Source organism: Neisseria sp. DTU_2020_1000833_1_SI_GRL_NUU_006, assembly GCA_032388755.1.
Classification (GTDB): Bacteria; Pseudomonadota; Gammaproteobacteria; order Burkholderiales; family Neisseriaceae; genus Neisseria; species Neisseria sicca_C.
The window spans coordinates 2,318,152-2,344,654 of sequence record CP135593.1 but is presented as its reverse complement, the minus strand read 5'-3'; the positions used below and the strand labels follow the sequence as shown (position 1 = coordinate 2,344,654).

The window sequence follows — 26,503 nt, the reverse complement described above, 5'->3', positions numbered from 1 at the left end:
AATGACAAAGCAGCCATTATACCGCAGCGTTTTTTTCATTTAAGGCCGCATGAAAACAAATCGGCGCATCGTGAAATTTTATTTCTTATGATGCTAAACTTACAAAATTTTATAAATCATAAAATATTTTCTCAAATAAAAAGGTTGCTTACGTCCGCCATTAGAACTTTCCCACCGCTTTTTCAGTCTATTGGCCATAATACGTAATGAAAATATGGATGGCTGACAATGCCGCTTTGGAAAATTTTTTTGGGTGTTTATATCGGCGGCGTGATTGCCTTCACCGCCCACGCCCATTTTTTTGACGAATATTACCGCCACTTAGGATTGATTCCGAACTTGGGGCGCGGTCTGCTTTGGTTCGTCTTTTGCCTGCCCTTGATCGGCAAAACCGTTGCTTTGATAGTCAGTTTATTCTTTCTTGCCACGCTGGTTTTTGCAAGACGTTAAATCCTTTCTTAATAAGACTGAAAAGGTCGTCTGAAATTTTTTCAGACGACCTTTTCTCTTTAAACCAACCTACCTTCACTCTTTCGGTGCAGGCGGTTCAATCTGCTCCTTCCAGCCGCATTCTTTTTGCGGGCAGACTTTTTCCACGCCCCAGCGTTTGGTGGTTTTGATGGTCAAGACCGGCCAATGGCAGTTCGGGCATTCTTCGGCGATGGGCGGGTTCCAAGTGGCGTAGTTGCAGTCGGGATAGGTGCTGCAGCTGTAAAACAGTTTGCCGTAACGGGATTTGCGCTCGACGAGGTTGCCTTTTTTGCATTGCGGGCATTGGACGCCGGTGTCTTTTGGTTTTTCCAGCGGCTCGACGTGTTTGCATTTGGGGTAATTGGCGCAACCGATGAATTTGCTGCCGGTACGGCTGTATTTGTACACCAGCCGTCCGCCGCATTTGGGGCATTCGCGTCCGTCAAGTTCGGCTTGCTCGGCTTCGGCTTTGGCGATGCGCTCGGCGGCTTCTTCGGCGGTTTCGTTGACGTTGCGCGTGTAGCTGCACTCGGGATAGCCGGCGCAGGCGACGAAGCGGCCCATTTTGCCGAACTTGATTTGCAGTTTGTGTTCGCCGCATTTGGGGCAGGTTTCGTCGAGTTCCTGCGTGGTGAATTTGGCGCGTTCGATGCCTTCTTTTTCTTCCACTTGCTTGATGAACGGTTTCCAGAATTTGTCCATCACGGGAATCCAGCGGCGTTTGCCGTCGGCGATTTCGTCGAGCTGGTCTTCAAGTTTCGCGGTGAAGTGGTAGTCGACGTATTGGGCGAAGTGTTCGGTCAGGAATTTGTTGACGATGTCGCCTGTATCGGTGGGCATGAAGCGTTTTTGCTCAAGGGTAACGTATTCGCGGTCTTTGAGCGTGGAGATGATGCTGGCGTAGGTCGAGGGGCGGCCGATGCCGTATTCTTCGAGAGCTTTAACCAGCGTGGCTTCGTTGTAGCGCGGCGGCGGGGTGGTGAAGTGTTGTTCGCCGTAGAGTTTGTCCACGGGCAATTTGTCGCCTTCGCTCATTTCGGGCAGTTTTTTGCTGTCTTCGCCTTCTTCATCGTCGCTGCTTTCTTCGTAAACGCTGAGGAAGCCTGCGAAGGTTTGCACTTGTCCGGTTACGTGGAATACGCCTTTGCCGACGGTAATATCGACGGTGGTTTGGTCGAATTTGGCAGGCGTCATCTGACAGGCGACGGTGCGCTGCCAAATCATTTGATAGAGTTTGAACTGGTCTGCGCTCAGGAAGGGTTTGACGCTTTCGGGCGTGCGGTACACGGAAGTCGGACGGATGGCTTCGTGCGCTTCTTGGGCGTTTTTGGATTTGGTTTTGTATTGTTTGGCGGCACTCGGCAGATATTCCTTGCCGATTTTGTTTTCGATGTAATGGCGGATTTCGGTTAACGCTTCATCGGCCAAATTCACGCTGTCGGTACGCATATAGGTAATCAAACCGATGGCACCCTGCCCTACGTCTATACCTTCGTAAAGCTGCTGGGCGGTACGCATGGTGCGGTCGGTGGTGAAGCCGAGTTTGCGTACGGCATCCTGCTGCATGGTAGAAGTGGTGAACGGCGCGGCGGGATTGCGGCTGCGCTTTTTCTTTTCGATGGCGGTAACGACTGCCTCTTTGCCTTCGAGTTCTTTCAACACGTCGGCTTGCGCGGCTTCGTTCGGCAGGTCGAATTGTTCGAGTTTCGCGCCGTTGTATTGGGCGAGTTTGGCGGTGAACTTGCTGCGGCCTTTATGGCTGTCGAGATGCACCGTCCAATATTCCTGCGCTTCAAAGGCACGGATTTCGTTTTCGCGTTCGCAAATCAAACGCAGGGCGGGACTTTGCACACGGCCCGCGCTCAAACCGCGGCGGATTTTTTTCCACAACAATGGCGAGAGGTTGAAACCGACCAGATAGTCCAAAGCGCGGCGGGCTTGTTGCGCATCGACCAAGTCCATTTCAATTTCGCGCGGGTTGGCGACGGCGTCAAGCACGGCGTTTTTGGTGATTTCGTGGAACACGACACGCTGCGGCTTGATGTTTTTCAGGCCGCGTTTGGATTTGAGGATTTCAAAAAGATGCCAGGAAATCGCTTCGCCTTCCCTATCCGGGTCGGTTGCGAGGTAGATGTTTTCGGCTTCTTTGGCTCCGGCAACAATAGCATCGACGTGTTTGGCGTTGCGTTTGATCAGCTCGTATTTCATGGCGAAGTCGTGTTCGGGATCGACGGCACCGTTTTTGGGGACGAGGTCGCGGACGTGGCCGTAGGAGGCCAGAATTTCGAAATCGCCGCCAAGGTATTTTTTCAGGGTTTTGGCTTTGGACGGTGATTCGACGATTAAGAGGTTTTTCGCCATTGTTTGTTCTCTTTTAATGTATTGGATGATGCGTTTCAGACGACCTTTCTGAACAAGCTGCGTCAAAAGGTCGTCTGAAAAGGTTTAATGCATGGTCGCTTTGCCGTTGAGCGCGCCCATCAGGTCATCGCCGATTAAGACGGGCAATTCGCTTTTGTGCGCCCACAACAAGAGTAACACCAGCACTTTCGCCGTATCGAGCGTGATTTCTTCGGGCGGGATGTGCATCAGGGCGTGGATGACGATTTCGCGCTGCTCGTAAGTGATGGCGCGTTCGGCAACCAGATACTGCATCAGCCCCATGACTTCCTGCGGCAAGTTTTCCACTTCCTCGTTGCAATACACGCGCAGGGCATGGCTGTCGAACGGCGCGGCGGCGAATTCGGACGTATTGAACAACACTTCCATCATCATCAGCGTATTGCCGATTTCCGTTACGTCAAAACCCGCATCTTCCAACAGGCGGCCCAAATCCTCCGGCGGCGGGCAGTTGTCGAAATCTTGGAAGTGTTCGATGAGATAGGCGATGACTTCTGTCATGCTGGTTCCTTAATGAATGAATCGATTATGCTTTTATGCGCTGATAGCGTCCGCCCGGCAAGGCGGCGACGATGCCGTCGAGTTCGTATTCCAGCAGTCGGGCGTAAACGTCTGCCGCCGCCCATGCGGTTTGCTGCGCCAATATATCGGGATGCACGGGGTCGTAACCCATGGCGTCCAGCAGCTCGTCTTCCGCTGTCGGCGCGGCAACCGTATTGGCTGGTGCCGAATGTTTTCGGACATCAAGGTCGTCTGAAAACGGCAAAACAGGTTCAGACGACGCCTCTTTGACGGCAGTGCGTTTTTCCGTTTTTTTGTTTTTCTTATTTATAGAATATGATGGAACTGCCGCATTTTGCAATAGCCCCGGACATTCGTGAAGGATGTCGTCCAAACATTCCACCAGTTTTGCCCCGTCTTTAATCAGCTTGTGACAGCCTTTGCTGTGCGGATTGTCTATCGAACCGGGCACCGCCATCACCTCCCGCCCCATCTCCGCCGCCAGCTTGGCAGTAATCAGCGAACCGGATTCCAACGCGGCCTCGACCACTAGCGTAACCTGCGACAACGCGGCAATCAGGCGGTTGCGGCGCGGGAAGTTGCCCGCAAACGGGCGCGTATCCAGAGGAAACTCGCTGACAATCAATCCTTTTTCGGCGATTTCATAGGCAAGGTTTTTATTGGACGGCGGGTAAATGCGGTCTATGCCCGTCCCCCATACGGCGATGGTGCCGCCGCCCGCCTGCAACGCGCCTTGATGGGCGGCGGTGTCGATACCCGAAGCCATACCCGACACGACGGGAATATCCTGTTCACTCAACGCCCTGCCGAAATCTTTGGCAATCCGCATCGCCTGCGGTGTGGCATGGCGGCTGCCGACGATGGCGGCGGAAGGTTTGTGCAGCAGTTGCACGTTACCGCGCAAGAACAAAACCGGCGGCGCGGTAATGCCCTGCGTCAGCATTTCGGGAAAATCATCATCTTGCAGCAGCAACAAACGGCAGCCGTCCTGCTTTTCCCATTGCAACGCCGCTTCCGCAGCCTTTTGCGCCAACGCCCGTTTTTCACCGTTGCGCCAAGATTCGGCTGCCTGCTTGTGGCGCACTATCGTGGCAATTTGCTCCACAGGAGCATCCAGCGCGGCTTTCGCGCTGCCGAAACGTTGCAGCAGGAGCAAGAAGCCCTCCGCGCCGACATAAGGCGTAAACGCCAGTTGCAGCCAGGCAAGGCGGTCGTTTTCCGTCATCAATTGTGTCCCCTTGTTGTTTTCAGACGACCTTTGTTCGGGAGGTCGTCTGAAAACGGATAAATGTCAGTATTTAACGATAAAGCCGGCGAACTTTAAACCGATACGGCGTTCCCGCACCTGATTCCGGTTTCATGTCTGTTCACCGTCATGCGGATGCTGCCAAACAGCCGGCAGCCCGTTAGTAACTTTTGTAATATTTTTATATTCTACACGATACGGCAGGAAAATCTGTCATTTGAATGGTTGTCGCCCATTGTGTCAAAAGTGAGTCGGCTCTACGGCAAAAACGGGCGGCTTGATGGCAAACAAGGTCGTCTGAAAACATACCGCGGCGTGCCGTATGCTTTCAGACGACCTTTTATCCTACTACCGCCCTACTCTTCTGCTTTTTCCGCTGCGCTGCGGCGGGAAACGCTGATGCCTAATTGTTTGAGCTTACGGTAGAGGTGTGTGCGCTCCAAGCCGACTTTTTGGGCGACGCGGCTCATGTTTTGCCCTTCTTGGGCGATGTGGTATTCGAAATAGCGGCGTTCCAGCTCTTCACGCAGTTCGCGCAAAGGCATATTGAAGTTGAAACCGCCGACGATTTCGGTGGCGACTGTCGCGCGTTTTTGTCCCAATGCGGCAACGACCGCCTGCTCGTGGACTTCCTGTCCGTCTGCCTCCAGCATCAGGTTTTTCACGACGCTGCGGAGTTGGTCGAAATTGCCCGGCCAGTTGTATTGGCACAGGACGGTCAGCGAGCCGTTGCTGAATTTGACGGGCTGGATTTTTTCGCTGTCCGCCAATTCGGTCATGACTTGGTTGACCAAAAAAGCGATGTCTTCGGATTGGCTGCGCAACGGCGGGATGCTGATGACGTTGCCGGAAAGCAGTTCGGACAACTTGGCATCGGCGATGGCGTCTGCCGGGCTTTCATCGGCGGCATGGCTGCCGGCGACAATGACGCGCACGTTGTAACGGTCTGCCTTACCGAGGATGAAGCTGATGCCGTTTTGGATGTTTTTGCTGTATTGCGCGGCATCACCGAGATAAAGCGTGCCGCCCGATGCTTTTTGCAGCAACTCCAAAGGCGCGTCGGCAATGAGTTCGACGCGACTGAGTCCGACCCAAGGCGTACCGCTTTTGTGGAAATAGCGGGCAACGATTTCAAACGGCGAACCGGTTTCGCCGCTGAGCAGCACGGGGCCGCTTTTTTTCACGGCAGGCTCAAGCTGTTGCTTGAATTCTTGAATAGCGGGGCTGTTGCCGAGTTTGTCGAAGGACAAGCCCGCCGCCATCTGCATTTCGCCGTGTTTGAGGGCGCGGTCGACGGTAGAGAGCAGTTTTTGCAGGGCAATCGGTTTTTCCAGAAAATCAAGTGCGCCGATTTTAGTGGCTTCGACGGCAGTGTCGATGCTGGCGTGTCCGCTCATCATCACAACGGGCATGTTGAGCTGTCCGTTTTTCGCCCACTCTTTGAGCAGGGTAATCCCGTCGCAGTCGGGCATCCAGATGTCCAACAACACCATGGCGGGACGGGTCTGGTGGCGCAGTTGGCGCGCCTCTTCGGCGTTCTCCGCCAAAGCCACGGAATAACCTTCGTCTTGGAGGATTTCCGAGAGCAAGTCACGGATACCTACTTCGTCATCTACAATTAAAATATCACTGCTACGCATAAGTTTCTACCAATCGGGGTAAGGCTATTTTCACACACGCGCCGCCTTCGTTCTGATTGCTCAGGCTGATGCGGCCGCCGTGCTCTTCGATGATTTTCTTCACAACGGGCAATCCCAGTCCCGTACCTGTCGGTTTGTCGGTAACATACGGCTCGAAGGCATTATGCAGCATTTCCTTACTGAAACCTTTGCCGTTGTTACACACGGTCAATAAAACCTGTCCGTCGTTATCTTCGCCGACGCTGACATTCACTTGGGGAACTTCTGCCTCTTCCGCCGCTTCCGCCGCGTTTTTAAAGATATTGTGCAATACCTGCCGCATGGCGGTGGTATCGGCGGAAATCGGCTGCGGTTTGTCGGACAAGTTCGGAACAAAGCGGCACGCTCCGCCCTCGTACAGCAGCAACACTTCTTCTACCAAGCGGTTCAAATCATGTTTTTCAAAATTCAGCGACGGCGCGCGGGCGTAATTGCGGAAGGCTTCGACCATTTCTTTTAATGCCGCCACCTGTTTGACGATGGTGTCGGTCGAACGGCTGAGGATTTGGGCGTGTTGTTCGTCCAATTTATCATGCAATTTCCATGCCAATCTCTCGGCGGAAAGTTGGATAGGCGTGAGCGGATTGCGGATTTCGTGTGCCAACCGCTTCGCCACTTCGCCCCAAGCGGCTTCTTTTTGGGCGCGGATGAGGACGGTAATGTCGTCAATCACCATCACCACGCCGTTGTCGTTGTCATCGGGCAGGACGGTGGCTTTACCCAAGAGAATGCGCGCATCGTCGGGGGCGGCGTATTCGACTTGAACCGGTTTGGTGGCATTGGCGGTTTCTTCAATCGCGGCAAATACTTCGGCAAGCAAGGTCTGTTGCGGCGATTGTCCGCGCCAGTCGTGCCAGTTGCTGCCCCACAGCGGCACCAATTCAATGCCCAAAATCCGTTCGGCGGCTTTGTTGAAGGTTTTCAGACGACCTTCAGCATCCAAAGTAATCACGCCCGTGGTCAGGCTTTCCAACACGCATTCAAGATAGTGGCGCGCCGCTTCTTCACGCAGGCGGTTGTGTTCGTCGGCTTCTTTGGCGATGGCAAGCTGTTCGGTCATGTGGTTGAACAACTGGGTCAACCTGCCGAATTCGTCGTTGCGGAACACGGGGCGTTTCTGGCTGAAATCGCCCTGCGCCACCGCCCTTGCGCCTTCCGCCAACGACAACACCGGCTCGACGAAGCGGCGGGCGAAATACAGCGCCATCACCAAGGCAAGGAAAATCGCCAACAGCGCGGCAACCAGCAAAGTCGCCAAGAAGAAGGTTTGCAGGCCTTGTTTGGTGTAGCTCAATTCGGCGTATTTCGCCCGCGCCGCTTCAATCAGCGTCGCGTCCTGCGCCACATCCTGCGGGATGGGCTGGCGGAAAAACAAGGCGTAATCGCGTCCGTTGTGCGCGCCGATGAGCATCCAGCCTTGCGCATACAAGACATTTTCTATGTTTTCCAAACTGCGTATCGAGCCGGTCTGCTCCAGCTTCTCCCATCCTTCTTTGTCGAGTTCGGGCTGGTTTAGTTTCAGCGGATTGACACTTTTCTCGGTTTTATGGGTTTTGACATCATAAAGCGAAAGCTGGGTAAAGCCGCCCGATTTAGCCGCATTTGTCAGGGCTTTGCCCAAGTCGCCGTCCACAGACGCAGTACTGATCAGGTCAATTTGCACCGGCGTGGCGTTGCTGACTGCGTTGTCCACTGCCAGATTCAATGCGGATTTACTCAGGTTCAGGCTACGCTCAAGGGCTTCGTGGGTATCGTTGCCGAACCACGAATTAATCGTACCGTTGATGAACTGCGCGGAAATGCCGAACAGGAACACGCCCGGCAATACCGCCACCAGCGTAAACATCCCCGACAGCCGCCGCGCAATCTGCGAACCGAACACACCCTTGCTTTTGTCGCGCATGAGGAGCAGGACGTAGCGCGTCAAAACCGACGCCAACACCAGCATCAGCAGCGCACACAGGGCGATAATCCACCAGAAATATTCCGCCAGCGGGCTGGTGCTGCCCGTTGCAATGGTTAGTCCGTAGAGCAGTCCCACCGCCGCCAACACGGCAATCAGGAGAAAGCGGCGCATGGTTTACTCCTGAGAGATGGTCAGAGACTTCCAGCCGGAATCCAAGTGCCAGTTTTTAGAAGTCAATGCGTTGATTTGGAAGGGTTTGGGCAGCTTCGCCGTCGAGAGCAGCAGGCGGATTTCGGCTTGTGTGTCTTTCGCTGCAACGCCGCTTAACGCGCCTTTGGACAGCACTTTCCAGTTGGCGACCGCCCCTACGCCGCGCAAGGCGGTCTCGAGCGTGTCGTATTCGGTGGAAAACGTGCCGACGGTTATGCGGTAGCGGTTGGTCAGCGGATGGAAGGAAAGTTTGTAGTGGATGGTGTTGTCGCTGTTGAGCAGCTGGTCAAACTTGAAGCGGTAAGACGGCATGGAAGGCGCGGAAAGCTGCCAGCTCAAAGTGAAATTCAGCGGCACGCCCTGCCGGAGCGCCTGTTTGAGCTGGTCGGGCAAATCGGTGCGGAAACGGCTGCTGACGGAAAGCTGCCCGGTTTCGGTCAGTTTCGCCTCGGAGCGGGTCACGCTGATGCCCTCCGCCGCCGCATTCAGCGACAGGGCGAGCAACAGCGTTCCAAACAGCCGTTTACTGCTTTTTGATAAGCGCGTAATAAAAGCCATCTTGATGTTTGTTCGGTAAAAGCACACGCGACTCGATCAGCTCGGCATCGGCGTGGCGGTTGAGGAATTTTTGCAACTGAACGTCGTTTTCTTCGACGAACACCGAGCAGGTGGCCAGCAGCATTCTGCCGTTTTTCGTCAGGGTTTGCCAAAGCGCGTCCAGCAATGCCTCCTGCTGACGGGCGGTTTTGGCGGCATCGGTCGGACGGCGCAGCCATTTCACGTCGGGATTGCGCCGCGCCACACCCGAGGCGGTACACGGCACGTCGGCAAGGATGGCGTCGAAAGGCTTTCCATCATACCACGCCGCCAAGTCCTGCGCATCGGCGCAAGCTAGAGCGATCGTCTGAAACCCCAAACGGTCGAGATTGTCCTTCACCCTTTTCAGACGACCTTCGTCTATATCCAAAGCGGTAACATGACAATCCGCCAGTTCCAACATATGCCCCGTCTTCCCGCCCGGCGCGGCGCACGCGTCCAAAATCCGTTCGCCGTCTTTAGGGTTTAACAGATACGCCGCCTGCTGCGCGCCGAAATCCTGCACCGACACCAGCCCTTCGGCAAAACCGGGCAGGCGGTTCACCGGCACGGCTTCTTCCAGCGTTACCGCATATTCGTCCAAAGCCTTGGCCGCAATCCCTTCCGCCGCCAGCTTTTCCAAATACGATTCGGCATTGCCGTGGCGTCGGTTGACCCGCAGCGTCATCGGCGGATGCGATTGCAGTGCGGTGGTGATGTTGTGCCAGTGTTTCGGATAATGGTTTTTCAGGTATGCCACCCACCAAAGCGGCAGGTTGTGTTTTGCCACATCGTCTTTTTTGCACGAAGCCGCGAGCTTGTCGCGTTCGCGCAAAAAACGCCGCAAAATCGCGTTGGCAAACGAACGGTACTGCCCGCGCCCGATTTTCGCGATACTCTCGACCGCCTCGTTGACCACCGCGTGAGGCGCGTTGCGCGTGTAATGCAGTTGGTACATCGCCGCCAAAAGCAGGCTTTCGAGCTGCGGATTGTCAATCGGCTTTTTCAGCATCTGCGCGAGCATATGTTTCAAGCTGCCCAAATAACGCTGGCAACCGTAGGCAATATCCTGCAACGCGCCGTTTTCCTGCGCTGTCAGCTCGGGATGCGCCGCGCGGATTTGCGCCAACACATCCTGAAGGTTGCGCCCTTCGGCGACCGCCGCAATGCTGTCGGCGGCGAGTTTTTGGGCGAGGGACATACTCATAAATTCAATTCCTTAAATGACTGCTGTGGTTCGATTTGTTCGTTATAGTGGATTAACTTTAAACCAGTACGGCGTTACCTCGCCTTGCCGTACTATCTGTACTGTCTGCGGCTTCGTCGCCTTGTCCTGATTTAAATTTAATCCACTATGAAAATGTAAACGCTATATAAGCGGTTCGGGCGGTGTTCGGGGCAAGATTCAAATTGTGTTAATCCGATTGCCCGCTCATGACAACATCCATATAGTCCGTTCTTTTCAACACACATAAGGATTCATCATGAATTTACGCTTCCTCTCCCTGCTTGCCGTTTCCGCCGCACTCATTTCCGGTAGCCTGACCGCCGCGGCGGCATCGCACAAACATTCCCGCGCCATCTCCCAAGCGCAAGCCGTCAAAATCGCCAAGAAACGCGTCGGCGGCGGCCGCGTTACCGACATCGACCACAGCGACGGACGCTGGGAAATCGAAATCCGCAGAGGCTGCACCGAATACGATGTGGACGTTTCTTCACAAAGCGGCCGCGTCATCAGAGTCGACACCGACAACCACTGCGACGATTAATCGATTCTTGATTAATGGACTCTTAATGAGAAGCCGGACTGCCTGCCCGACTTTTCTGTTTTCAGACGACCTCAAACTTGCCCAAGGTCGTCTGAAAACATTTAATCTGCCGTTTTATCTGATTCGGGATTTTCAGACGACCACCCCGTCACGTTCCAACAATGCCCGATAGCGTTCGGCGTCCTGCGGCGAATAGCAACAGAAAATGATTTTTTCGACAGACGGACACTGCGGCAAGGTTTTTTTCAAAATCGCCAAAGCAGTCTCGGCAGCCAAATCGGCGGGGAAACGGTACACGCCCGTGCTGATACAGGGAAAGGCGATGCTGCGGATGCCGTGTTCTTGCGCCAACAGCAGGGAATTTTGATACGCCTCCGCCAGCTTGACCGCTTCGCTGCGGTGTCCGCCAAACCAAACCGGCCCGACGGTGTGAATTACAAATTTCGCCGGCAGCCGGTAGCCTTGGGTGATTTTAGCCTCGCCCGTGCGGCAGCCGTTCAACTTTCTGCACGCTTCCAGCAACTCCCGTCCCGCCGCGCGGTGAATCGCGCCGTCCACGCCGCCGCCGCCCAACAACGAGGCATTGGCGGCGTTCACGATGGCATCGACTTCAAGTTTCGTAATATCGCCTTCGACTACTTCGAACACTGCCATGATCTGCTCCTAAACGTGGGGAATCTTGTCGTCAGTTCAACAAAACCAAACGTTTCCCTGCCGTTATTTTCAGACGACCTCTGAATCATTCAAAGAAAGGTCGTCTGAAAATTAATCAGTCTGCAAACGGCTTCTACAAAACCGTCCCAACCTCAATCTTATGTCCTGCCGCAAACGCCGCAATCGGCATCCGTTTGCTGCCCGAAGGCTGCAATTCGGTAATTTTCAGCGCGTTCTCGCCACAGGCAACGACCAAGCCGTCAGCCGAACAGGACAACACTTCTCCCGCCCTGCCTTGTTGTGCCACTACTTCAGCCCGCCAGATTTTCATCGGCTTGCCTTGATATTCCACCCATGCAGCGGGGACGGGGTTGAAGGCGCGGATTTTGCGTTCAATCACTGCCGCGCTTTCGTTCCAATCGACACGCGCTTCTTCTTTGCTTAATTTTTGTGCATAAGTCACACCTTCTTCGGGCTGTTTGACGCTTTTCAGACGACCCTCCGCCTTTAATTGTTGCAAATCAGCAACAATCGCTTCCGCACCGAGATTCATCAGCGCGTCGTGTACTTCGTTGGCGGTATCAGTCGGTTGAATGGCGTAACGGTGTTCGCTGACCACATCGCCGGTGTCCAAACCGATGTCCATCTGCATGATGCACACGCCCGTCTCGGCATCGCCCGCTTCAATCGCGCGCTGAATCGGAGCCGCACCACGCCAACGGGGCAGCAGCGAGGCATGGATGTTGAGACAGCCGTGTTTCGGCGTATCCAACACGTCTTGCGGCAGAATCAGTCCGTAGGCGGCAACGACCATTACGTCGGCCTCGACTTCTTTGAGCATTTGCAGGGCTTCGGCGTTGTTGCGCAGTTTTTCAGGCTGCGCCACGCGCAAACCCAGTTCCAACGCGGCCTGCTTCACGGGAGACGGGGTAAGCTGCATCCCGCGCCCTTTAGGACGGTCGGGCTGGGTCAACACCAGCGGGATTTCAAAACCGGCGGCGGCTATGGCTTTTAAGGCGGCAGCGGCAAAATCGGGCGTACCGGCAAAGATGACTTTCATGGGGAAACTCCTTGGAAATGGGTTTCAGACGACCTATAGTGGATTAACTTTAAACCAGTACGGCGTTGCGTTGCCTTAGCTCAAAGAGAACGATTCTCTAAGGTGCTGAAGCACCAAGTGAATCGGTTCCGTACTATCTGTACTGTCTGCGGCTTCGTCGCCTTGTCCTGATTTAGTTAATCCACTATATATAGCGCAACGGCAAACATTGCGACAGGTCGTCTGAAAGTTTGAAAAACAACGGCTTGCTGCCGCTTTCCTCTTTCAGACGACCTGTTCGACCGTATCATTCGGCTTTTAGATGGTGTGTTTCTGACGTTTTTTCAGTTTGTTCTTAATCCGACCCTGTTTGAGCTGCGACAGGCGTTCGACAAAAACGATGCCCATCAAATGATCCAACTCGTGCTGCACGCAAATCGCCAACAGACCGTCCGCCTCCAGCGTGAATTTCTCGCCTTTTTCGTTCAAAGCCTCGACCTTGACGCGCTCGGCGCGGGTAACGGTGTCGTAAATGCCCGGCACGGACAAACAGCCTTCTTCGTAAGTGGTTTCGCCGTCTTTTTCAACAATGACGGGGTTGATAAACACGCGCGGCTCGCTGCGGTCTTCGGTCAAATCCATCACAACCACACGCTCATGCACATCGACCTGCGTCGCCGCCAGCCCGATACCGCGCGCTTCATACATGGTTTCAAACATATCGGCAACCAGCTTTTGGATGCGCTCATCGACTTGCCCGACAGGCTTCGCCACGGTGTGCAGACGCTCGTCGGGATATTGCAGGATATTCAGTAAAGCCATAATTTTCTCTTCGTTTTTCAATACTCGGGACGCGCATTCAAACGCGTCCGGCAGCAGATTGTGTGTGTTTTCATACAAATTTTGCGCCTGTCTTCACAATTCCCGTGATGACACTAACATTCAATGATAAAATATGCGTCAATGAATTTCTGTTCAATGCGCACGAAACGCCTATTGACGTTTTTTAAAGGGGGACGGCGGTTTTTTGCAAACTCCCGGCCATTTCATTTTCTCCGTTTATCATTTAAAGACAAACCGAATCAATTTCAAGGGGAACGGTTATGCAACAACGTATTATAACCCTGCTTTGTGTCGCGGGCATGGCAATTTCCGCCCACGCTCAAGCAGCTTCATTAAAAGTGCGCCCCGATGCGCCGCAACGTTACGTCGTGAAAAACGGCGACACACTCTGGGGCATCTCCGGCAAATATCTGTACAGCCCGTGGCAGTGGAACCGCCTTTGGGGCGCAAACCGCGGCGAAATCCGCAATCCGCATCTGATTTATCCGGGGCAGGTGTTGGTTTTGCGCTACGTCAACGGCCGCCCGCAACTGGGCTTCGAAAACGGCTCCGCAGGCAATGACGGCATTCCGGTCATCAAACTCAGCCCGCGCGTCCGCGAAACCTCTTCAGGCTACGGCATCCAAACCGTCAACGTAAACTTCTACCGCATGTTCATGCAACATCCGCAGTTCATCGACCAAATGAAGACCCAAGACGCACCGCGCCTGATCGACGGTCCTGACAACCGCATCATGTACAGCAAAGGCGAACGCGTGTACGCCTACGGCGTTACCGAACCCGGCCGCTATCTGGTTTACCGTGCCGTCAAAGACCTGACCGATCCCGATACCCGCAAATACCTCGGACAAGAAGTCGTCTTCAGCGGCATCGTCAGCACCCTGCCCTACACCAACAGCGCGCTGGACTCCGCTTCCGACGAAGACCGCAAATACCTGAAAGACGGCGAATACTACACCCGCCTGCACCCGCTGGCGAAAGTGCCGACCCAAACCGCGCAGCCTATGATTGTGGAAGAAGCCGTTTCCGAAATCCGCAAAGGAGATTTCCTGCTGAAAATGGACGGCGAAACCGAGCCTTTCCAAATCATGCCGCACGCGCCGACGCAACACATCGACGGTAAAGTCATCTCCATCCTCGACGGTGTACACGAAGCCGGACAATTCCAAACCGTTACCCTGAACAAAGGTTCCGCCGACGGCTTGGACAAAGGCACGGTCTTGAGCATTTACAAACGCGACCGCCAAGTGAAAGTCGATTTGGAAGACGGCAAAAAAGGCCGTAGGAGCGTAGTCAAATATGTTTCCATCCCTGCCGAAGAAACCGCATTGGCTATGGTGTACCGCACCGGCGAACATCTCTCATCCGCCATCATTTTGGAAAACCTGACCAACGTCAACATCGGCGACACCGTATCCGAACCCGGCCGCGACCTGGACAACATGTCTGACGACAAACCGCACGTCCGCAACGAGCCGCAAGATTCCCACGATACGGAACACAACCAATACAATATCCACAGCAACATCAATAAATATTGATGGATTACCGGCAAAAAAACGTCGTCTGAAAATTTAAGACGACGTTTTTTATAAAAATTTGAATAAGCAACGCCGTACCGTCATCCCTACTCAGTCATGAGTCTGATACTGAGTTTTTCAGAAAAATATGAAGATTGCCGTAATCCCAAGCCTCCAAATGCCCGCCCGCGCGGGAATGACGATGTCGGCATTTCCTGCTATCGCCCGCTCTATCTGCCCAATCCGCTTTATCCTCAAGATAACTTGTTTCTTGAATGTGCCGATAAACTTCTGCCGCTCATCCCTACCAAGTCATAAGCGGATATATTGTTACCTATCGAATCAGTCACGCGCCAAACAGGTCGTCTGAAACCTTTTCAGACGACCTGTTTGGCTATGGGCGCTGTGTTAACTGCCTACGCCGACGGTGTAAACCTTACCGATGCTGCTGGGGTCTTGCAGGACGGCGGTGACGGCGGTGGCGAGTCCGTTTCGGCTCATGTAGTTTTTAGGGATGCCGTCGGGGTGGTCGGTCAGAATGTGGCGGTTGTCTTCGCTGTTGTCCAAACCGCAGGGGCGGAGGATGGTCCAGTTCAAACTGCTTTGTTTGAGGTAGATTTCGGCTTCGGTTTTGGCGCGGACGGCTTCGCCGAGGGCTTGTTTGAAGGGTTCGCTCATCATGTCCCATTGTTCGCCGCAGCCCATGCTGGTAATCAGGATGAAACGGGCTTGCGGATTGGCGGCTTGGGCGGCGGCGATGATGTTGATGTTGCCCAGTGCGTCGCTGCGTATGCCTTGTTCGTTTTTGCCGCCAACGAAGCTGACGACGCTGTCGGGGCGGTATTGTGCGAACACTTTGTCGAGCGCGTCGGCATCGAGCGCGTCGGCTACGGTCGTCTGAATGCGGTGTTCGCTAAAGAACGAATCTTCAGACGGCTTTCTTAATACGGCAACGGTGTCGGCGGGATGGGTGAGTGTGCGGATGAATGCGCGGCCGGACGGGCCGTTGGCGCCGAAGATGAGTTGCATGGGGAGCTCCTTTGTGTGTCGGGTGGTTAGGGGTTCAATAATCTGTTTACTTTGTTGAGTGGTTGGGGGCAGGCTGGTTGATTTTCAGACGACTTTGTTGTGTTTGATGCTGCGTGGTCGTGGGCAAAGCCCACGCTGCCTTTTTTCGGTTTTCTCTTGCGACAGAACTGAGATTGTCTGAAAAACAGGCAAAACGAGTTTTATAACAATAGCCGTAGCATGGGTTTTGTCTGCGGAATTAACTTACCGGTTTGGGGTCGTGCCCTCTCCCTAGCCCTCTCCCACGGGGAGAGGGGATGGGTTGGTAGGGAGAATCCAAACGACAGAGAATGCCAAAAATGGTTGGGACTCAGTTGAATCAAAGGTCGTCTGAAAAACAGGCAAAGCGGGTTTTATAACAATAGCCATGGGTGGGTTTTACCCGCGGAATTGACTTGCCGGTTTGGTGTCGTGCCCTCTCCCTAACCCTCTCCCGCGGGGAGAGGGAATTGAGGATACTGAAATTCAACCATTTTTGGATTTTCTGCCACTTGGAATTTGTCAGCAAATCTATCCCCTCTCCCCGTGGGAGAGGGCTAGGGAGAGGGCGGTAAGCGCAAGCTTACTTTAGTGGCAAACACCAATCTTGCAGGCAGTCTGTCGAATTTCATCGGCTATTTACGATGCCGGAAGATGGTTTCGTTTGTGCAGGAATGCGGCAATTTCTATCGGTTTCAGGCAAAGGTCGTCTGAAACCTGTTTAAGCTGCATCAAACAGTTTTCTCATGGCTTCGATTTGGTGTTGTTTGAGTTCGCCTGCTTCGTCGCGTCCGACGAAGATTTTGAACATGACGCCGCCGTTGCGGTTGATGAAGTTGAGCGAGCAGGTGTCTTTGCCCATAAACGGACGCTCTAAAAGGTAGATGGCGGCGCAGTTTTCGTAATAGATATGACCGTGTACGCCGCCGTCGGTTTCGGGGTGGTCGAAGTTGTAGAAGCCGCGACCGACTTTGCCGCCGGGCAGTTTGCCGGTAACTTCGACGATGGCGTCGGGGGTGTGGGCGATGAAGGTGACGGCTTCGTCCCAAGCGGCGACGGCTTGGAGGATTTCGACGATGCGGCTGCCTTCGGTTTGGCGGATGCAGCTTTCGGGCAGACAGCGGATGACGTCTTCAAAGCTGCATTGGTTTTGCGCGGCGAGCATTTCGAGCACTTGGCCGGGATTTTTTTCCAATGATTGGCGCAACATGATTTGTTGTTCGGATGAAAGTTTTTGCATGGTTTGATCCTTTTCTTGGGTCGGAAGGGTAAGCATGAGTTTGCGGATGAGGGTGGGCGACCAGTAGCGGCCGCTGGTGTTCAGGCGGATGAGGCCGTCCGAACCTTGTTCTTCAAAGAGCTGCATTGCCTGCCATTGGGCAATCAGTTTCTGCGCGGCGGCGTTGCCGTCAAACAGCGAGGGATTCAGACAGCCTGTTTCCATGTCGTGCTGCACTTGTCCGAGCAGGGTTTTGTTCGGGCTGTGGCCGCTCATGAAGGCGATGTTTTTTTCGCCTTTCGGGGTGGCGAGGTAGCTGTCCAAATCGCCCTGCACCTGATAGCTGAAGCCGCCGAAGTTGCCGCCTGCGCCAGAGCCGAACGCCCAGCAGGGAATGTTGGATTTGACCAGCGTGTTGTAGCGGTTGCGTTCGCCGCGGCCGGGATAGGCGAAATGGCTGTTGCTGACTTGGTTCCAGCCTTTTTGCGCCAGTGTTTCGACGGCGTAGGCGTATTGGTCGGCCTGAACGTCGAAACCCGGCGGGGCGGGAAATGCGCCTTTTTCCACCATGCGGTTGATGGGTAGCATGGGATAGAGGTTGAAGGCGTAGGTGTCGAGTCCGGACAAAGGCAGGGCGGTGGCGCGTCCGAGGTCGTTTTGCCAAACGGCGTCGGTTTGGTTGGGCAGGCCGAACATCAAATCGACAACGATGACGGTGTTGATTTCACACAGTTTTTCCAGATAGGCAAAGGCTTCGTCGCCACCGTGTTTGCGGCCGAGGCGGCGGCGGATGGCGGTGTCGAAGGTTTGCACGCCGATGGAAATGCGGTTGGCGCCCGCTTCGATGCAGGCTTGGGCTTTTTCGATGTCGAAATGGCTCATACGGCCTTCGATGGTGAACTCGCAGTCGCCGGCAATCGGCAGGTATTGGTAACAGGCGCGGATGAGTCTGGCGAGGTCTGGAGTTTGCAGCGCGGTGGGCGTGCCGCCGCCGAAATAGACGGCGCGGATTTTGCCGTTGCCCTGACGGATTTCGGCTTCCGCCGCCATTTCTTCGATAATTTTGTCGGTGTAAACGCTGCTGTAACTCTCTTTCCACGCGTTGCGGTAGAAGCCGCAGAACACGCAGTGGTTGGCGCAGAAGGGGATGTGCAGATAGGCGAGCGCGTCGGAATCGGCGGCATGGGGGAGCTTCTGCCGCCAGATGTTCTGCCATTGCGGACGGGGAATCGGTATGCCGCCCCATATCGGCATCAACGCCTGCCGTTCGGGAAAGGCTTTGGGCGCGGATTGGAGCGGTGTCCAAACAATCTGCTGTTCCATAGTTGATTAAAAATGATTATTAATTATATTAGGAAATTAAATCACTGTCATTAGGCAGTGTCAAGGATGATGGAGCGGGAAAACAGAACATAAACAGTGTCGGCAGGTGAATAAATATAGTGGATTAACTTTAACCAGTACGGCGTTGCCTCGCCTTAGCTCAAAGAGAACGATTCTCTAAGGTGCTGAAGCACCAAGTGAATCGGTTCCGTACTGTCTGTACTGTCTGCGGCTTCGTCGCCTTGTCCTGATTTAAAGTTAATCCACTATATTGGTGGAATGGTTTGAGGTCGTCTGAGAAATCAAAGGCTTGGTTTGCTTTTAGCCTTAGTGATGAAGCATTCAACTCATGGCTTGTTTTCAGACGACCTCTTGGGTTCATGTTAAAACTTAAGCTGCACGCGGGCGGCGAAATTGCGGCCGGTTTCGGTGTACAAATCCATCACGCTTGAGCGGCTCATACCGGTGACGTCTGCGTGTTGCCAGTATTTTTTGTTGCCGATGTTGTAAATGTTCGCGCCGATTTCGACGTTTTTAGACGGCTTGTACCACGCGCCGACATCCCATACGCCGTAGCCCGGCGCTTGGAAAACGCTGTCGCTGCTGACGCGGCTGTGTTTTTTCGACCAGCGCAGTTTGGTATCAACGCCCCATTTTTCTTGCGCGTAGTCCACGCCCAAAACGCCGTTGAGCGGGTAGGCGGAATCCAGCGGCGTACGGAAGTAAATAGCTGGAGACCTTTGCAAAAATAGTCTGTTAACAAAATTTGATGCATAAAAATGTGCTAAAAAATCTTCAATTGGCTAAAACCTTTCTGATATTGAGAAAAAAAATAGAAGAAATCAGGGAGGTTTCTCATTTTGAAAATGGTATTGAGCATAAAATTTTAATAACTCATGTTATTGCAAAGGTCTCAGCTGGTGAAACTGATGAACTGCTCGCCCATCGGTACGCTCAGGCGCAGGCTGGGTGTGAGCGCAGAATCGTTGAAGCGGGTTGCCGTGCCGTCGGGATTGGCATTGAGATAGGCTTGGTCGGTTTCGGTGGCCAGCCTGTCTTTTACGACAGCCGGTCTCCATGACCTTTACCACACAAATAAAAGGTCGTCTGAAAACCTATATTTCAGGTTTTCAGACGACCTTTTTACTGCTCAAACGGCTGACCGCTCAATCAGTCGTGACCGATATCGACGGTTTTCTCTTTGTAGCGCGTATCGGGGACGAGGACGATTTTTTCGTCTACTTTGCCGATGGCTTTCACGTCTTTGCCCGGGTAGTCCAACTGATGCAGGAAATAGCGGATACAGTTGAGGCGGGCGCGTTTTTTGTCGTCGGAACGGATGATGACCCAAGGCGCGTCGCCGGTGTGGGTGTGAAAGAACATGGCGTTTTTGGCTTCGGTGTAGTCGTCCCAGCGGTCGAGCGACTGGATGTCCACAGGGGAGAGTTTCCAGTGTTTCAGGGGATCGTCGCGGCGGGAGATGAAGCGGCGCAGTTGTTCTTCGCGGGATACGGAGAACCAGAATTTGAAGAGGTGGATGCCGCTGGCGACGAGCATGCGTTCCAATTCGGGGGTTTGGCGCATGAAGAGCAGGTATTCGTTGGGTTCGCAGAAGCCCATCACGCGTTCTACGCCGGCGCGGTTGTACCATGAGCGGTCGAAGAATACCATTTCGCCTGCGGTCGGCAGGTTTTGGATGTAGCGTTGGAAATACCATTGACCGCGTTCGGTGGTGGTCGGTTTTTCCAGTGCGACGACACGCGCGCCGCGCGGATTCAAATGTTCCATAAAGCGTTTGATGGTACCGCCCTTGCCTGCGGCATCGCGGCCTTCAAACAGGCTGACGATGCGTTGGCCGGAGTCTTTGACCCAGCTTTGCACTTTCAGCAATTCGATTTGCAGCTTTTGTTTTTCTTTCTCGTATGCGGCGCGGCGCATACGTTGTTTGTAGGGGTAATTGGCGGGAAGCGGTGCGCTGCCGGAATCTTCGTCCGTACCGCGTCCTTCGTGTTCCAAAACGGCTTTTTCGAAAACTTGCAACTGGTCTTGCTTTTCGCCCAATTCAACGTTTTCAAACGGTTCTAACTGATGATCTGCCATAGGGTCTCCTTATTGATTAAGTTTGAAATGATATGGTGTGGTATGGTTTGATTCTACTCCTTTGCCCCTCAGCGGACTACATAAAATTACACTGCCCCATTTTTTTCGGCGCGGTCTGCTAATTTGTGTAAAAACGGCGTATAATCAGGCTATTTGCACCACAGCCATGCCTTATTTCGCCCTGTTTGACGATGCCGTGAGCGGCCGCGCAAAACTCTATCAAAATCATGTGGAAAGCCGCCTTTTCCATCCTAACGAACTGGATTCGCTAAACGATGCGCTGCAAAAGGGCTGGCAAAAAGGGCTGCATGCTGTGTTGTTTGCAGACTACGAATTCGGTTTGCCGCTGATGGGGATTGAGTCCGAACGCGGTGGCAATCTTGCCCTGCACTGGTTTGCCGACTGCGCCGACATCGATGCCGAAAGCTGGCTTGCCCAAAATTCAGACGACCTCCCCGCCGGTATTTCCACGCCGCAATCCTCCGTATCCGAAGCCGATTACCTCGATCACATCCGCCAAATCCACGAAGCCATCCGGCGCGGCGACACCTATCAAATCAACTACACCACCCGCCTGCACCTGCAAGCCTACGGCAACCCCGTCAGCCTCTACCGCCGCCTGCGCCAACCCGTCCCCTATGCCGTTTTGTCCCACCTGCCCGATGCGGCAGGGAAATCCGCGTGGACGCTGTGTTTCTCGCCCGAACTCTTCCTCAAAATCAGTGCGGACGGCACCATCAGCACCGAACCGATGAAAGGCACCGCGCCGATTTTGGGCGACGGGCAAGACGAACGCCGCGCCGCCGAGTTGCAAGCCGACCCGAAAAACCGCGCCGAAAACGTGATGATTGTCGATTTGCTGCGTAACGACCTCGGCAAAATCGCCCAAACCGGCAAAGTATGCGTGCCCGAGCCGTTTAAAGTATCGCGTTTCGGCAGCGTCTGGCAGATGACCAGCACCATCCAAGCCCAAGCCCTGCCGCATATTACCGCCGCCGACATCCTCCGCGCCGCCTTCCCCTGCGGCAGCATCACCGGCGCACCCAAACGCATGAGCATGCAGATTATCGAATCGCTCGAAGCCGAAGCGCGCGGCCTGTACACCGGCAGCATCGGCTACCTGAAACCCTGCGCGGGCGGGCTGGGGTTTGAAGGCATATTCAACGTCGTCATCCGTACCTTGTTGCTCAGACCCGTTTCAGACGACCTCTATCACGGAGTGTACGGCGTCGGTTCCGGCATCGTCATCGACAGCGACCCCGCCGCCGAATATCGCGAATGCGGCTGGAAAGCCCGTTTCCTCAACGAACTGCGCCCAGCCTTCGGCATCTTCGAAACCATGCGCGTGGAAAACAGGCAATGCCGCCTGCTCGACCTGCATTTAGGCCGTCTGAAAACCTCCGCCCAAGCCCTCAACCTGCCCCTGCCCGATGACTGCGAAACCCGAATCCGACAATACATCGCCAAACTGCCCGACGGCCTGTTCCGCTTGAAAGCCGAACTCGTTTCAGACGACCTCATCCTCAGCCATGCTGCCACCACCGAGCTGCCCGCCCCGCAGCGCATCATCCCCGCCCCGCCACCCCTCCCGCGCTGCGACTACCTGCGCCGCTTCAAAACCACCCGCCGCGCCCTGTACGACCAAGCGTGGCAAACCGCCGAAACACAAGGCGCGTTCGACAGCCTGTTTTTCAATTCAGACGGCCTCCTGCTCGAAGGCGGCAGAAGCAACGTGTTCGTCAAATACCAAGGGCAATGGCTCACCCCGTCTCTGGATTTGGACATCCTCAACGGCGTCATGCGCCAAGCCGTGTTGCAGCAGCCGCAAACCTACTTGGGCGCAGACGAAATCATCGAAACGCACATCACCCGCGACATGCTGGAACACGCCGAAGAAATCCGCCTCTCCAACGCCTTAAGGGGCATGTTTGAGGCGGATTTGGTCGTTAAAGAATAAAATTATTTCCTGAAAACGGATAAAGCCGACAGGCGGAGTATTTGTGAAACGGGTTATATATCTGAAACTTGAGTGTTCACAAACATGCGCACGGTCTTACCCTCATAACGCTGGTTCAACCACGCCTGTAAGCGTTCGCGGTCTTTGGCAGGCAAAGACTCCTTAAATTCGAGCGAAACCACGACAATATCGTCATGTTCGCCTGTTTCCGATTTAGTATTTTTGCCGCTTTCAGGCTGCTCGGAAACAGGCTCTGTTTGCGCTTTCTCCCAAACCAAGCCGCGTCCGACAACGATTTTTTCCGCTTCCGGATATTGGGCTTTTAATTCCTTGAGTACCGCGGCATCATCGATACCGGAAGCTTTGCCTGCCAGTACGGTATCGATATAGGCCTGCTGCTCTTTCAGCTCATTTTGCTGATGAACAGAATTGTTTCGGCTTGCCAGCAATTCTTCGATTTTGGTGCCGTTCCCTCCCGCATAGACCACGTTGACCTTCGGCTCTTTCACACCCGACGCGTCTAGGCTTTTTTCCAACAGGGCGGTAATTTTCTCGGCATTTCCCGTTCCGTTGACGATCAGACCGACTTTGTTTTCTCTATAGTTCAACATCTTACGAAGAACAAAAAAACCTTCTTGCTGCTGCGCGGCGGTGATCGCGGCATTGGCTTTGGTGTTGAAGATCTCCTGACGCACCAACCCTGAAGCCATATACCCGCTCGGAATCATGACAGCAAGTACGACGGCGGTGATAAAAATACTTTGCAGCCTGCGCTTGGACTCGGTTACCAGCCCCCTGCGCGGCAGCTTGAGCAATTTGGAAACCAACAAAGTGGAAAAAGCGATAAACACGCAGTTGATGGCAAAAAGATATGAAGCACCGAGAAAGTAGTGCCAGTTTCCGTGTGCCAGTCCGTAGCCGGCAGTACACAGGGGCGGCATCAATGCGGTCGCAATCGCCACACCCGGTATGGCATTGCCTCCTTCTTTTCGGGTCAGCGCCACAATCCCCGCGCTACCGCCGAAGAAGGCAATCAATACATCCCAAAGGGTCGGCTGGGTACGCGCCAAAAGCTCGCTTTGCGCCTCTTTAAGCGGGGTTAACAGGAAATACAACGTAGCCGTAATCAAGCTGATGACGACGAATATAATGATATTGCGCACCGCTTGACGGATCAGCGCGGTATCCCCTACCGCCAAACCGTAACCCATACCGACTATCGGCCCCATCAGCGGGGAAATCAACATCGCTCCTATCACTACCGCCGTGCTGTTTACATTCAGACCGATGCTCGCCACGGCAATCGCAAACATCAATACCCACATATTGGTTCCTGACACCCGGGTATTGGCACGGATGACAGCATCAATTTTATCGGGATGGGCCTGGTCATGCGCAAGGTTGAACACGTCTTGCAGCCTGGTCATGGCATCATAGTCCTCTTTTGGCTGGTTTTCCTGTTCTTCTTGGTTTTTAATATTTTCTTGGTCTTGCATTTTCATCCTTAAATCAATCTTAACGATTGTCTCTGAATATTTAATTAATTGGGATTTCGAATACTGATAATTATGCGTGATAACTAAGTTCAAATATGATTAAGCAGATACCTCGCAGTATGTTAGCATGCACCCAAAAACGCTGGCAATGAAGAGCTTGCAGAAGCCTTCACGGAACCGGCATATGAAAAAACCTTCCCTCAAATCCTATTCCTGATTTTTCATCCGCAACTTACATCGAAATTTTTTAATAATGTTAATGTTAATACGTAACAAAACAAATTCCTGCTTGTAGGTTAAAATCAGGCTATGCTAATATGCACAACAACAGGTTTTTCCAGAATAATCTGTGTTAGAATGCAGACTTAGATGGAAAACTCTATCCGAACTCGGTACAATACCGACGAATTTATTTCTCTTAAACAACCCGCCGCAAGGCAAAAGGAACGACTGATATGTCAAACATCGAACAACAAGTTAAGAAAATTGTTGCTGAACAACTGGGCGTAAGCGAAGCCGAAGTCAAAAATGAATCTTCCTTCCAAGACGACCTGGGTGCAGATTCTTTGGACACCGTAGAATTGGTTATGGCTTTGGAAGAAGCTTTCGGTTGCGAAATCCCCGATGAAGAAGCCGAAAAAATCACTACCGTACAACTGGCTATCGACTACATCAACGCCCACAACGGCTAATCGGCCGCACCAAACATCCCCAGCCTCTGCTGCGTTAGCGCAATAGAGGCTGTTACCTTATATATGTGGGGCAAAATCCGTTATAATAACCGTCAGGAATCCGATTCCGAACCGCTATTATCATTTTCAGACGGCATCTTGCCGCATCCTACCGAAAACCAACAGCGAGATTATCATGAGTCAGAGAAGAGTAGTCATCACAGGCCTCGGCCAAGTATCACCGGTCGGCAACGACGTCGCCACCGCATGGAGCAACCTGCTCGCAGGCAAAAGCGGCATCGGCCGGATTACCCGCTTTGACGCATCCGACATCAACAGCCAAATCGCCGGTGAAGTGCGCGATTTCGACATCGGCCAATACATCAGTGCCAAAGAAGCCCGCCGCATGGACGTGTTCATCCACTACGGCATCGCCGCCGCGCTGCAAGCCATTGACGATGCCGGTTTGGACGAATTGGAAAGCCTCGATAAAGACCGCGTCGGCGTGAACATCGGTTCCGGCATCGGCGGCCTGCCCAGCATTGAAGCCACCGGTAAAGCCGTTATCGAAGGCGGCGCGCGCAAAATCAATCCTTTCTTTATCCCCGGTTCGCTGATCAACCTGATTGCGGGCCACGTTACCATCCTCAAAGGCTACCGCGGCCCCAGCTACGGCATGGTTTCCGCCTGTACCACCGGTGCGCACTCCATCGGCGACTCCGCCCGCCTGATTAAATACGGCGACGCGGACGTAATGATTGCAGGCGGTGCCGAAGGCGCGATCAGCACTTTGGGCGTGGGCGGTTTTGCTGCGATGAAAGCACTTTCCACCCGCAACGACGATCCCGCCACCGCTTCCCGTCCGTGGGATAAAGGCCGCGACGGCTTCGTTATCGGCGAAGGTGCGGGCGTGTTGGTGTTGGAAGAACTGGAACACGCCAAAAAACGCGGAGCGAAAATTTACGCCGAAATCGTCGGCTTCGGCATGAGTTCCGATGCCTACCACATCACCGCCCCGAACGAAGAAGGCCCTGCGCTGGCGGTTACCCGCGCGCTGAAAGATGCCGGACTGAATCCCGAAGACGTCGATTACGTCAACGCACACGGTACGTCCACTCCGCTGGGCGATGCCAACGAAACCAAAGCGCTCAAGCGCGCGCTGGGCGACCATGCCCGCAAAGTCATCGTCAACTCCACCAAATCCATGACCGGCCACTTGCTCGGCGCGGCAGGCGGCGTGGAAGCGCTGTACAGCGTGTTGGCGGTACACGAGCAAAAATCCCCGCCGACCATCAACATCTTCGAACAAGACATCGAAGCAGGCTGTGATTTGGACTACTGCGCCAACGAAGCGCGCGACGTGAAAATCGACCTTGCCATCTCCAATTCCTTCGGCTTCGGCGGTACCAACGGCACACTGGTGTTCAAACGGTTCAAAGACTGATTGAAGCGGTTTGAAACAAGACAAAAGGTCGTCTGAAAAACCTGAAACAAGGGTTTTCAGACGACCTTTTTAAGTAATGCGCCCTTTAAAATCAGTCAAACCGCAGCATCGGCCTTGCCTGAAGACACATCAATCTAATCTTGAATCGGACAATAGGTTGGAACATTTTTTGCGGGCAACGTTTTGCTGCATTTCGCGATTAGCCTCCGATGCACGGCCCGCCATCAGGAAAAGAGGGGCTCATCTCACAAATTCACGTTATATAGTTGATTAAATTTAAATTAGGACAAGGCGACGAAACCGCAGACAGTACAGATAGTACGGCAAGGCGAGGCAACGCCGTACTGGTTTAAAGTTAATCCACTATATATCATTAGGTTTAAGTATCTTTCCCTTGCTATTTTCCGATAT

Annotated in this window: 23 protein-coding genes and 1 pseudogene; 9 read left to right on the top strand and 15 right to left on the bottom strand. The window is 53.7% G+C overall.

What is annotated here, in order from left to right; genetic code table 11:
• Window positions 1-228 precede the first annotated feature (228 nt).
• Complete coding sequence (locus tag RSJ68_11450) at window positions 229-450, top strand: hypothetical protein (GenBank protein WNU97003.1); 222 nt, start codon at window positions 229-231, stop codon at window positions 448-450.
• Between the two features lie 75 nt (window positions 451-525).
• Here RSJ68_11450 and topA read toward each other — a convergent pair whose 3' ends face one another.
• The 7 genes from topA to rsmB all read right to left on the bottom strand — a co-directional run bounded on the left by topA (window position 526) and on the right by rsmB (window position 10,217).
• Window positions 526-2,832, bottom strand: coding sequence for a type I DNA topoisomerase (topA, locus tag RSJ68_11445; protein ID WNU98404.1), 2,307 nt, complete (start codon window positions 2,830-2,832; stop codon window positions 526-528).
• 84 nt (window positions 2,833-2,916) lie between these two features.
• On the bottom strand, window positions 2,917-3,372 hold the full coding sequence (locus RSJ68_11440) for a DUF494 family protein (GenBank protein WNU97002.1): 456 nt from the start codon (window positions 3,370-3,372) through the stop codon (window positions 2,917-2,919).
• 25 nt (window positions 3,373-3,397) lie between these two features.
• Window positions 3,398-4,618, bottom strand: a complete 1,221-nt coding sequence (gene dprA / locus RSJ68_11435) for a DNA-processing protein DprA (GenBank protein ID WNU97001.1) — start codon at window positions 4,616-4,618, stop codon at window positions 3,398-3,400.
• A 377-nt stretch (window positions 4,619-4,995) separates the two neighbouring features.
• On the bottom strand, window positions 4,996-6,279 hold the full coding sequence (locus RSJ68_11430) for a sigma-54 dependent transcriptional regulator (GenBank protein ID WNU97000.1): 1,284 nt from the start codon (window positions 6,277-6,279) through the stop codon (window positions 4,996-4,998).
• Window positions 6,272-8,395, bottom strand: coding sequence for a PAS domain-containing sensor histidine kinase (locus tag RSJ68_11425; protein WNU96999.1), 2,124 nt, complete (start codon window positions 8,393-8,395; stop codon window positions 6,272-6,274). The genes RSJ68_11430 and RSJ68_11425 overlap by 8 nt, the downstream gene beginning before the upstream one ends.
• 3 nt (window positions 8,396-8,398) lie before the next feature.
• Entirely contained in the window at window positions 8,399-8,992 is a 594-nt protein-coding gene (locus RSJ68_11420; GenBank protein WNU96998.1) for a DUF4390 domain-containing protein, read from the bottom strand.
• Window positions 8,958-10,217, bottom strand: a complete 1,260-nt coding sequence (rsmB, locus tag RSJ68_11415; GenBank protein ID WNU96997.1) for a 16S rRNA (cytosine(967)-C(5))-methyltransferase RsmB — start codon at window positions 10,215-10,217, stop codon at window positions 8,958-8,960. The genes RSJ68_11420 and rsmB overlap by 35 nt, the downstream gene beginning before the upstream one ends.
• Window positions 10,218-10,494: 277 nt before the next feature.
• Here rsmB and RSJ68_11410 point away from each other — a divergent pair, with 277 nt between their 5' ends.
• Window positions 10,495-10,779, top strand: coding sequence for a PepSY domain-containing protein (locus RSJ68_11410; GenBank protein WNU96996.1), 285 nt, complete (start codon window positions 10,495-10,497; stop codon window positions 10,777-10,779).
• 25 nt (window positions 10,780-10,804) lie between these two features.
• Window positions 10,805-10,951 carry a hypothetical protein gene (locus RSJ68_11405; protein ID WNU96995.1) on the top strand — a complete coding sequence of 49 codons (147 nt, stop codon included), beginning with the start codon at window positions 10,805-10,807 and terminating at the stop codon, window positions 10,949-10,951.
• On the opposite strand, the gene RSJ68_11400 is transcribed toward RSJ68_11405, so the two are convergent.
• From RSJ68_11400 to def, 3 genes are all read right to left on the bottom strand, one after another.
• Window positions 10,912-11,433, bottom strand: a complete 522-nt coding sequence (locus tag RSJ68_11400; GenBank protein WNU96994.1) for an O-acetyl-ADP-ribose deacetylase — start codon at window positions 11,431-11,433, stop codon at window positions 10,912-10,914. The genes RSJ68_11405 and RSJ68_11400 overlap by 40 nt on opposite strands.
• Before the next feature lie 133 nt (window positions 11,434-11,566).
• Window positions 11,567-12,493, bottom strand: coding sequence for a methionyl-tRNA formyltransferase (fmt, locus tag RSJ68_11395; protein ID WNU96993.1), 927 nt, complete (start codon window positions 12,491-12,493; stop codon window positions 11,567-11,569).
• Window positions 12,494-12,790: 297 nt separating this feature from the next.
• Window positions 12,791-13,294: a peptide deformylase gene (gene def / locus RSJ68_11390; protein WNU98403.1), complete on the bottom strand. Its 504-nt coding sequence runs from the start codon at window positions 13,292-13,294 to the stop codon at window positions 12,791-12,793.
• Window positions 13,295-13,575: 281 nt separating this feature from the next.
• Between def and RSJ68_11385 the strand changes: the two genes are divergently transcribed.
• Complete coding sequence (locus RSJ68_11385) at window positions 13,576-14,856, top strand: LysM domain-containing protein (protein WNU96992.1); 1,281 nt, start codon at window positions 13,576-13,578, stop codon at window positions 14,854-14,856.
• A 387-nt stretch (window positions 14,857-15,243) separates the two neighbouring features.
• On the opposite strand, the gene RSJ68_11380 is transcribed toward RSJ68_11385, so the two are convergent.
• From RSJ68_11380 to RSJ68_11370, 3 genes are all read right to left on the bottom strand, one after another.
• On the bottom strand, window positions 15,244-15,864 hold the full coding sequence (locus tag RSJ68_11380) for an NAD(P)H-binding protein (GenBank protein ID WNU96991.1): 621 nt from the start codon (window positions 15,862-15,864) through the stop codon (window positions 15,244-15,246).
• A 739-nt stretch (window positions 15,865-16,603) separates the two neighbouring features.
• Window positions 16,604-18,424, bottom strand: coding sequence for a heme anaerobic degradation radical SAM methyltransferase ChuW/HutW (hutW, locus tag RSJ68_11375; protein ID WNU96990.1), 1,821 nt, complete (start codon window positions 18,422-18,424; stop codon window positions 16,604-16,606).
• A 383-nt stretch (window positions 18,425-18,807) separates the two neighbouring features.
• Window positions 18,808-19,170 carry a TonB-dependent receptor gene (locus tag RSJ68_11370; protein ID WNU96989.1) on the bottom strand — a complete coding sequence of 121 codons (363 nt, stop codon included), beginning with the start codon at window positions 19,168-19,170 and terminating at the stop codon, window positions 18,808-18,810.
• Between the two features lie 23 nt (window positions 19,171-19,193).
• Between RSJ68_11370 and RSJ68_11365 the strand changes: the two genes are divergently transcribed.
• A complete protein-coding gene (locus tag RSJ68_11365; GenBank protein ID WNU96988.1) occupies window positions 19,194-19,505 on the top strand; it encodes a hypothetical protein in 312 nt (103 codons plus the stop codon).
• Window positions 19,506-19,594: 89 nt separating this feature from the next.
• Here RSJ68_11365 and ppk2 read toward each other — a convergent pair whose 3' ends face one another.
• Window positions 19,595-20,524, bottom strand: coding sequence for a polyphosphate kinase 2 (ppk2, locus tag RSJ68_11360; GenBank protein ID WNU96987.1), 930 nt, complete (start codon window positions 20,522-20,524; stop codon window positions 19,595-19,597).
• A 166-nt stretch (window positions 20,525-20,690) separates the two neighbouring features.
• Here ppk2 and RSJ68_11355 point away from each other — a divergent pair, with 166 nt between their 5' ends.
• Window positions 20,691-22,481, top strand: a complete 1,791-nt coding sequence (locus tag RSJ68_11355; GenBank protein ID WNU96986.1) for a bifunctional anthranilate synthase component I family protein/class IV aminotransferase — start codon at window positions 20,691-20,693, stop codon at window positions 22,479-22,481.
• A 53-nt stretch (window positions 22,482-22,534) separates the two neighbouring features.
• Here the strand turns inward: RSJ68_11355 and RSJ68_11350 are convergent, their stop codons facing one another.
• On the bottom strand, window positions 22,535-23,977 hold the full coding sequence (locus RSJ68_11350) for a DUF389 domain-containing protein (GenBank protein WNU96985.1): 1,443 nt from the start codon (window positions 23,975-23,977) through the stop codon (window positions 22,535-22,537).
• Window positions 23,978-24,432: 455 nt separating this feature from the next.
• Here RSJ68_11350 and acpP point away from each other — a divergent pair, with 455 nt between their 5' ends.
• The 3 genes and pseudogenes from acpP to RSJ68_11335 all read left to right on the top strand — a co-directional run bounded on the left by acpP (window position 24,433) and on the right by RSJ68_11335 (window position 26,467).
• On the top strand, window positions 24,433-24,669 hold the full coding sequence (gene acpP / locus RSJ68_11345; protein ID WNU96984.1) for an acyl carrier protein: 237 nt from the start codon (window positions 24,433-24,435) through the stop codon (window positions 24,667-24,669).
• Between the two features lie 175 nt (window positions 24,670-24,844).
• Complete coding sequence (gene fabF, locus RSJ68_11340; protein WNU96983.1) at window positions 24,845-26,092, top strand: beta-ketoacyl-ACP synthase II; 1,248 nt, start codon at window positions 24,845-24,847, stop codon at window positions 26,090-26,092.
• A 229-nt stretch (window positions 26,093-26,321) separates the two neighbouring features.
• Window positions 26,322-26,467 (top strand): annotated as a pseudogene (locus RSJ68_11335) (IS5/IS1182 family transposase).
• Window positions 26,468-26,503: the final 36 nt, after the last annotated feature.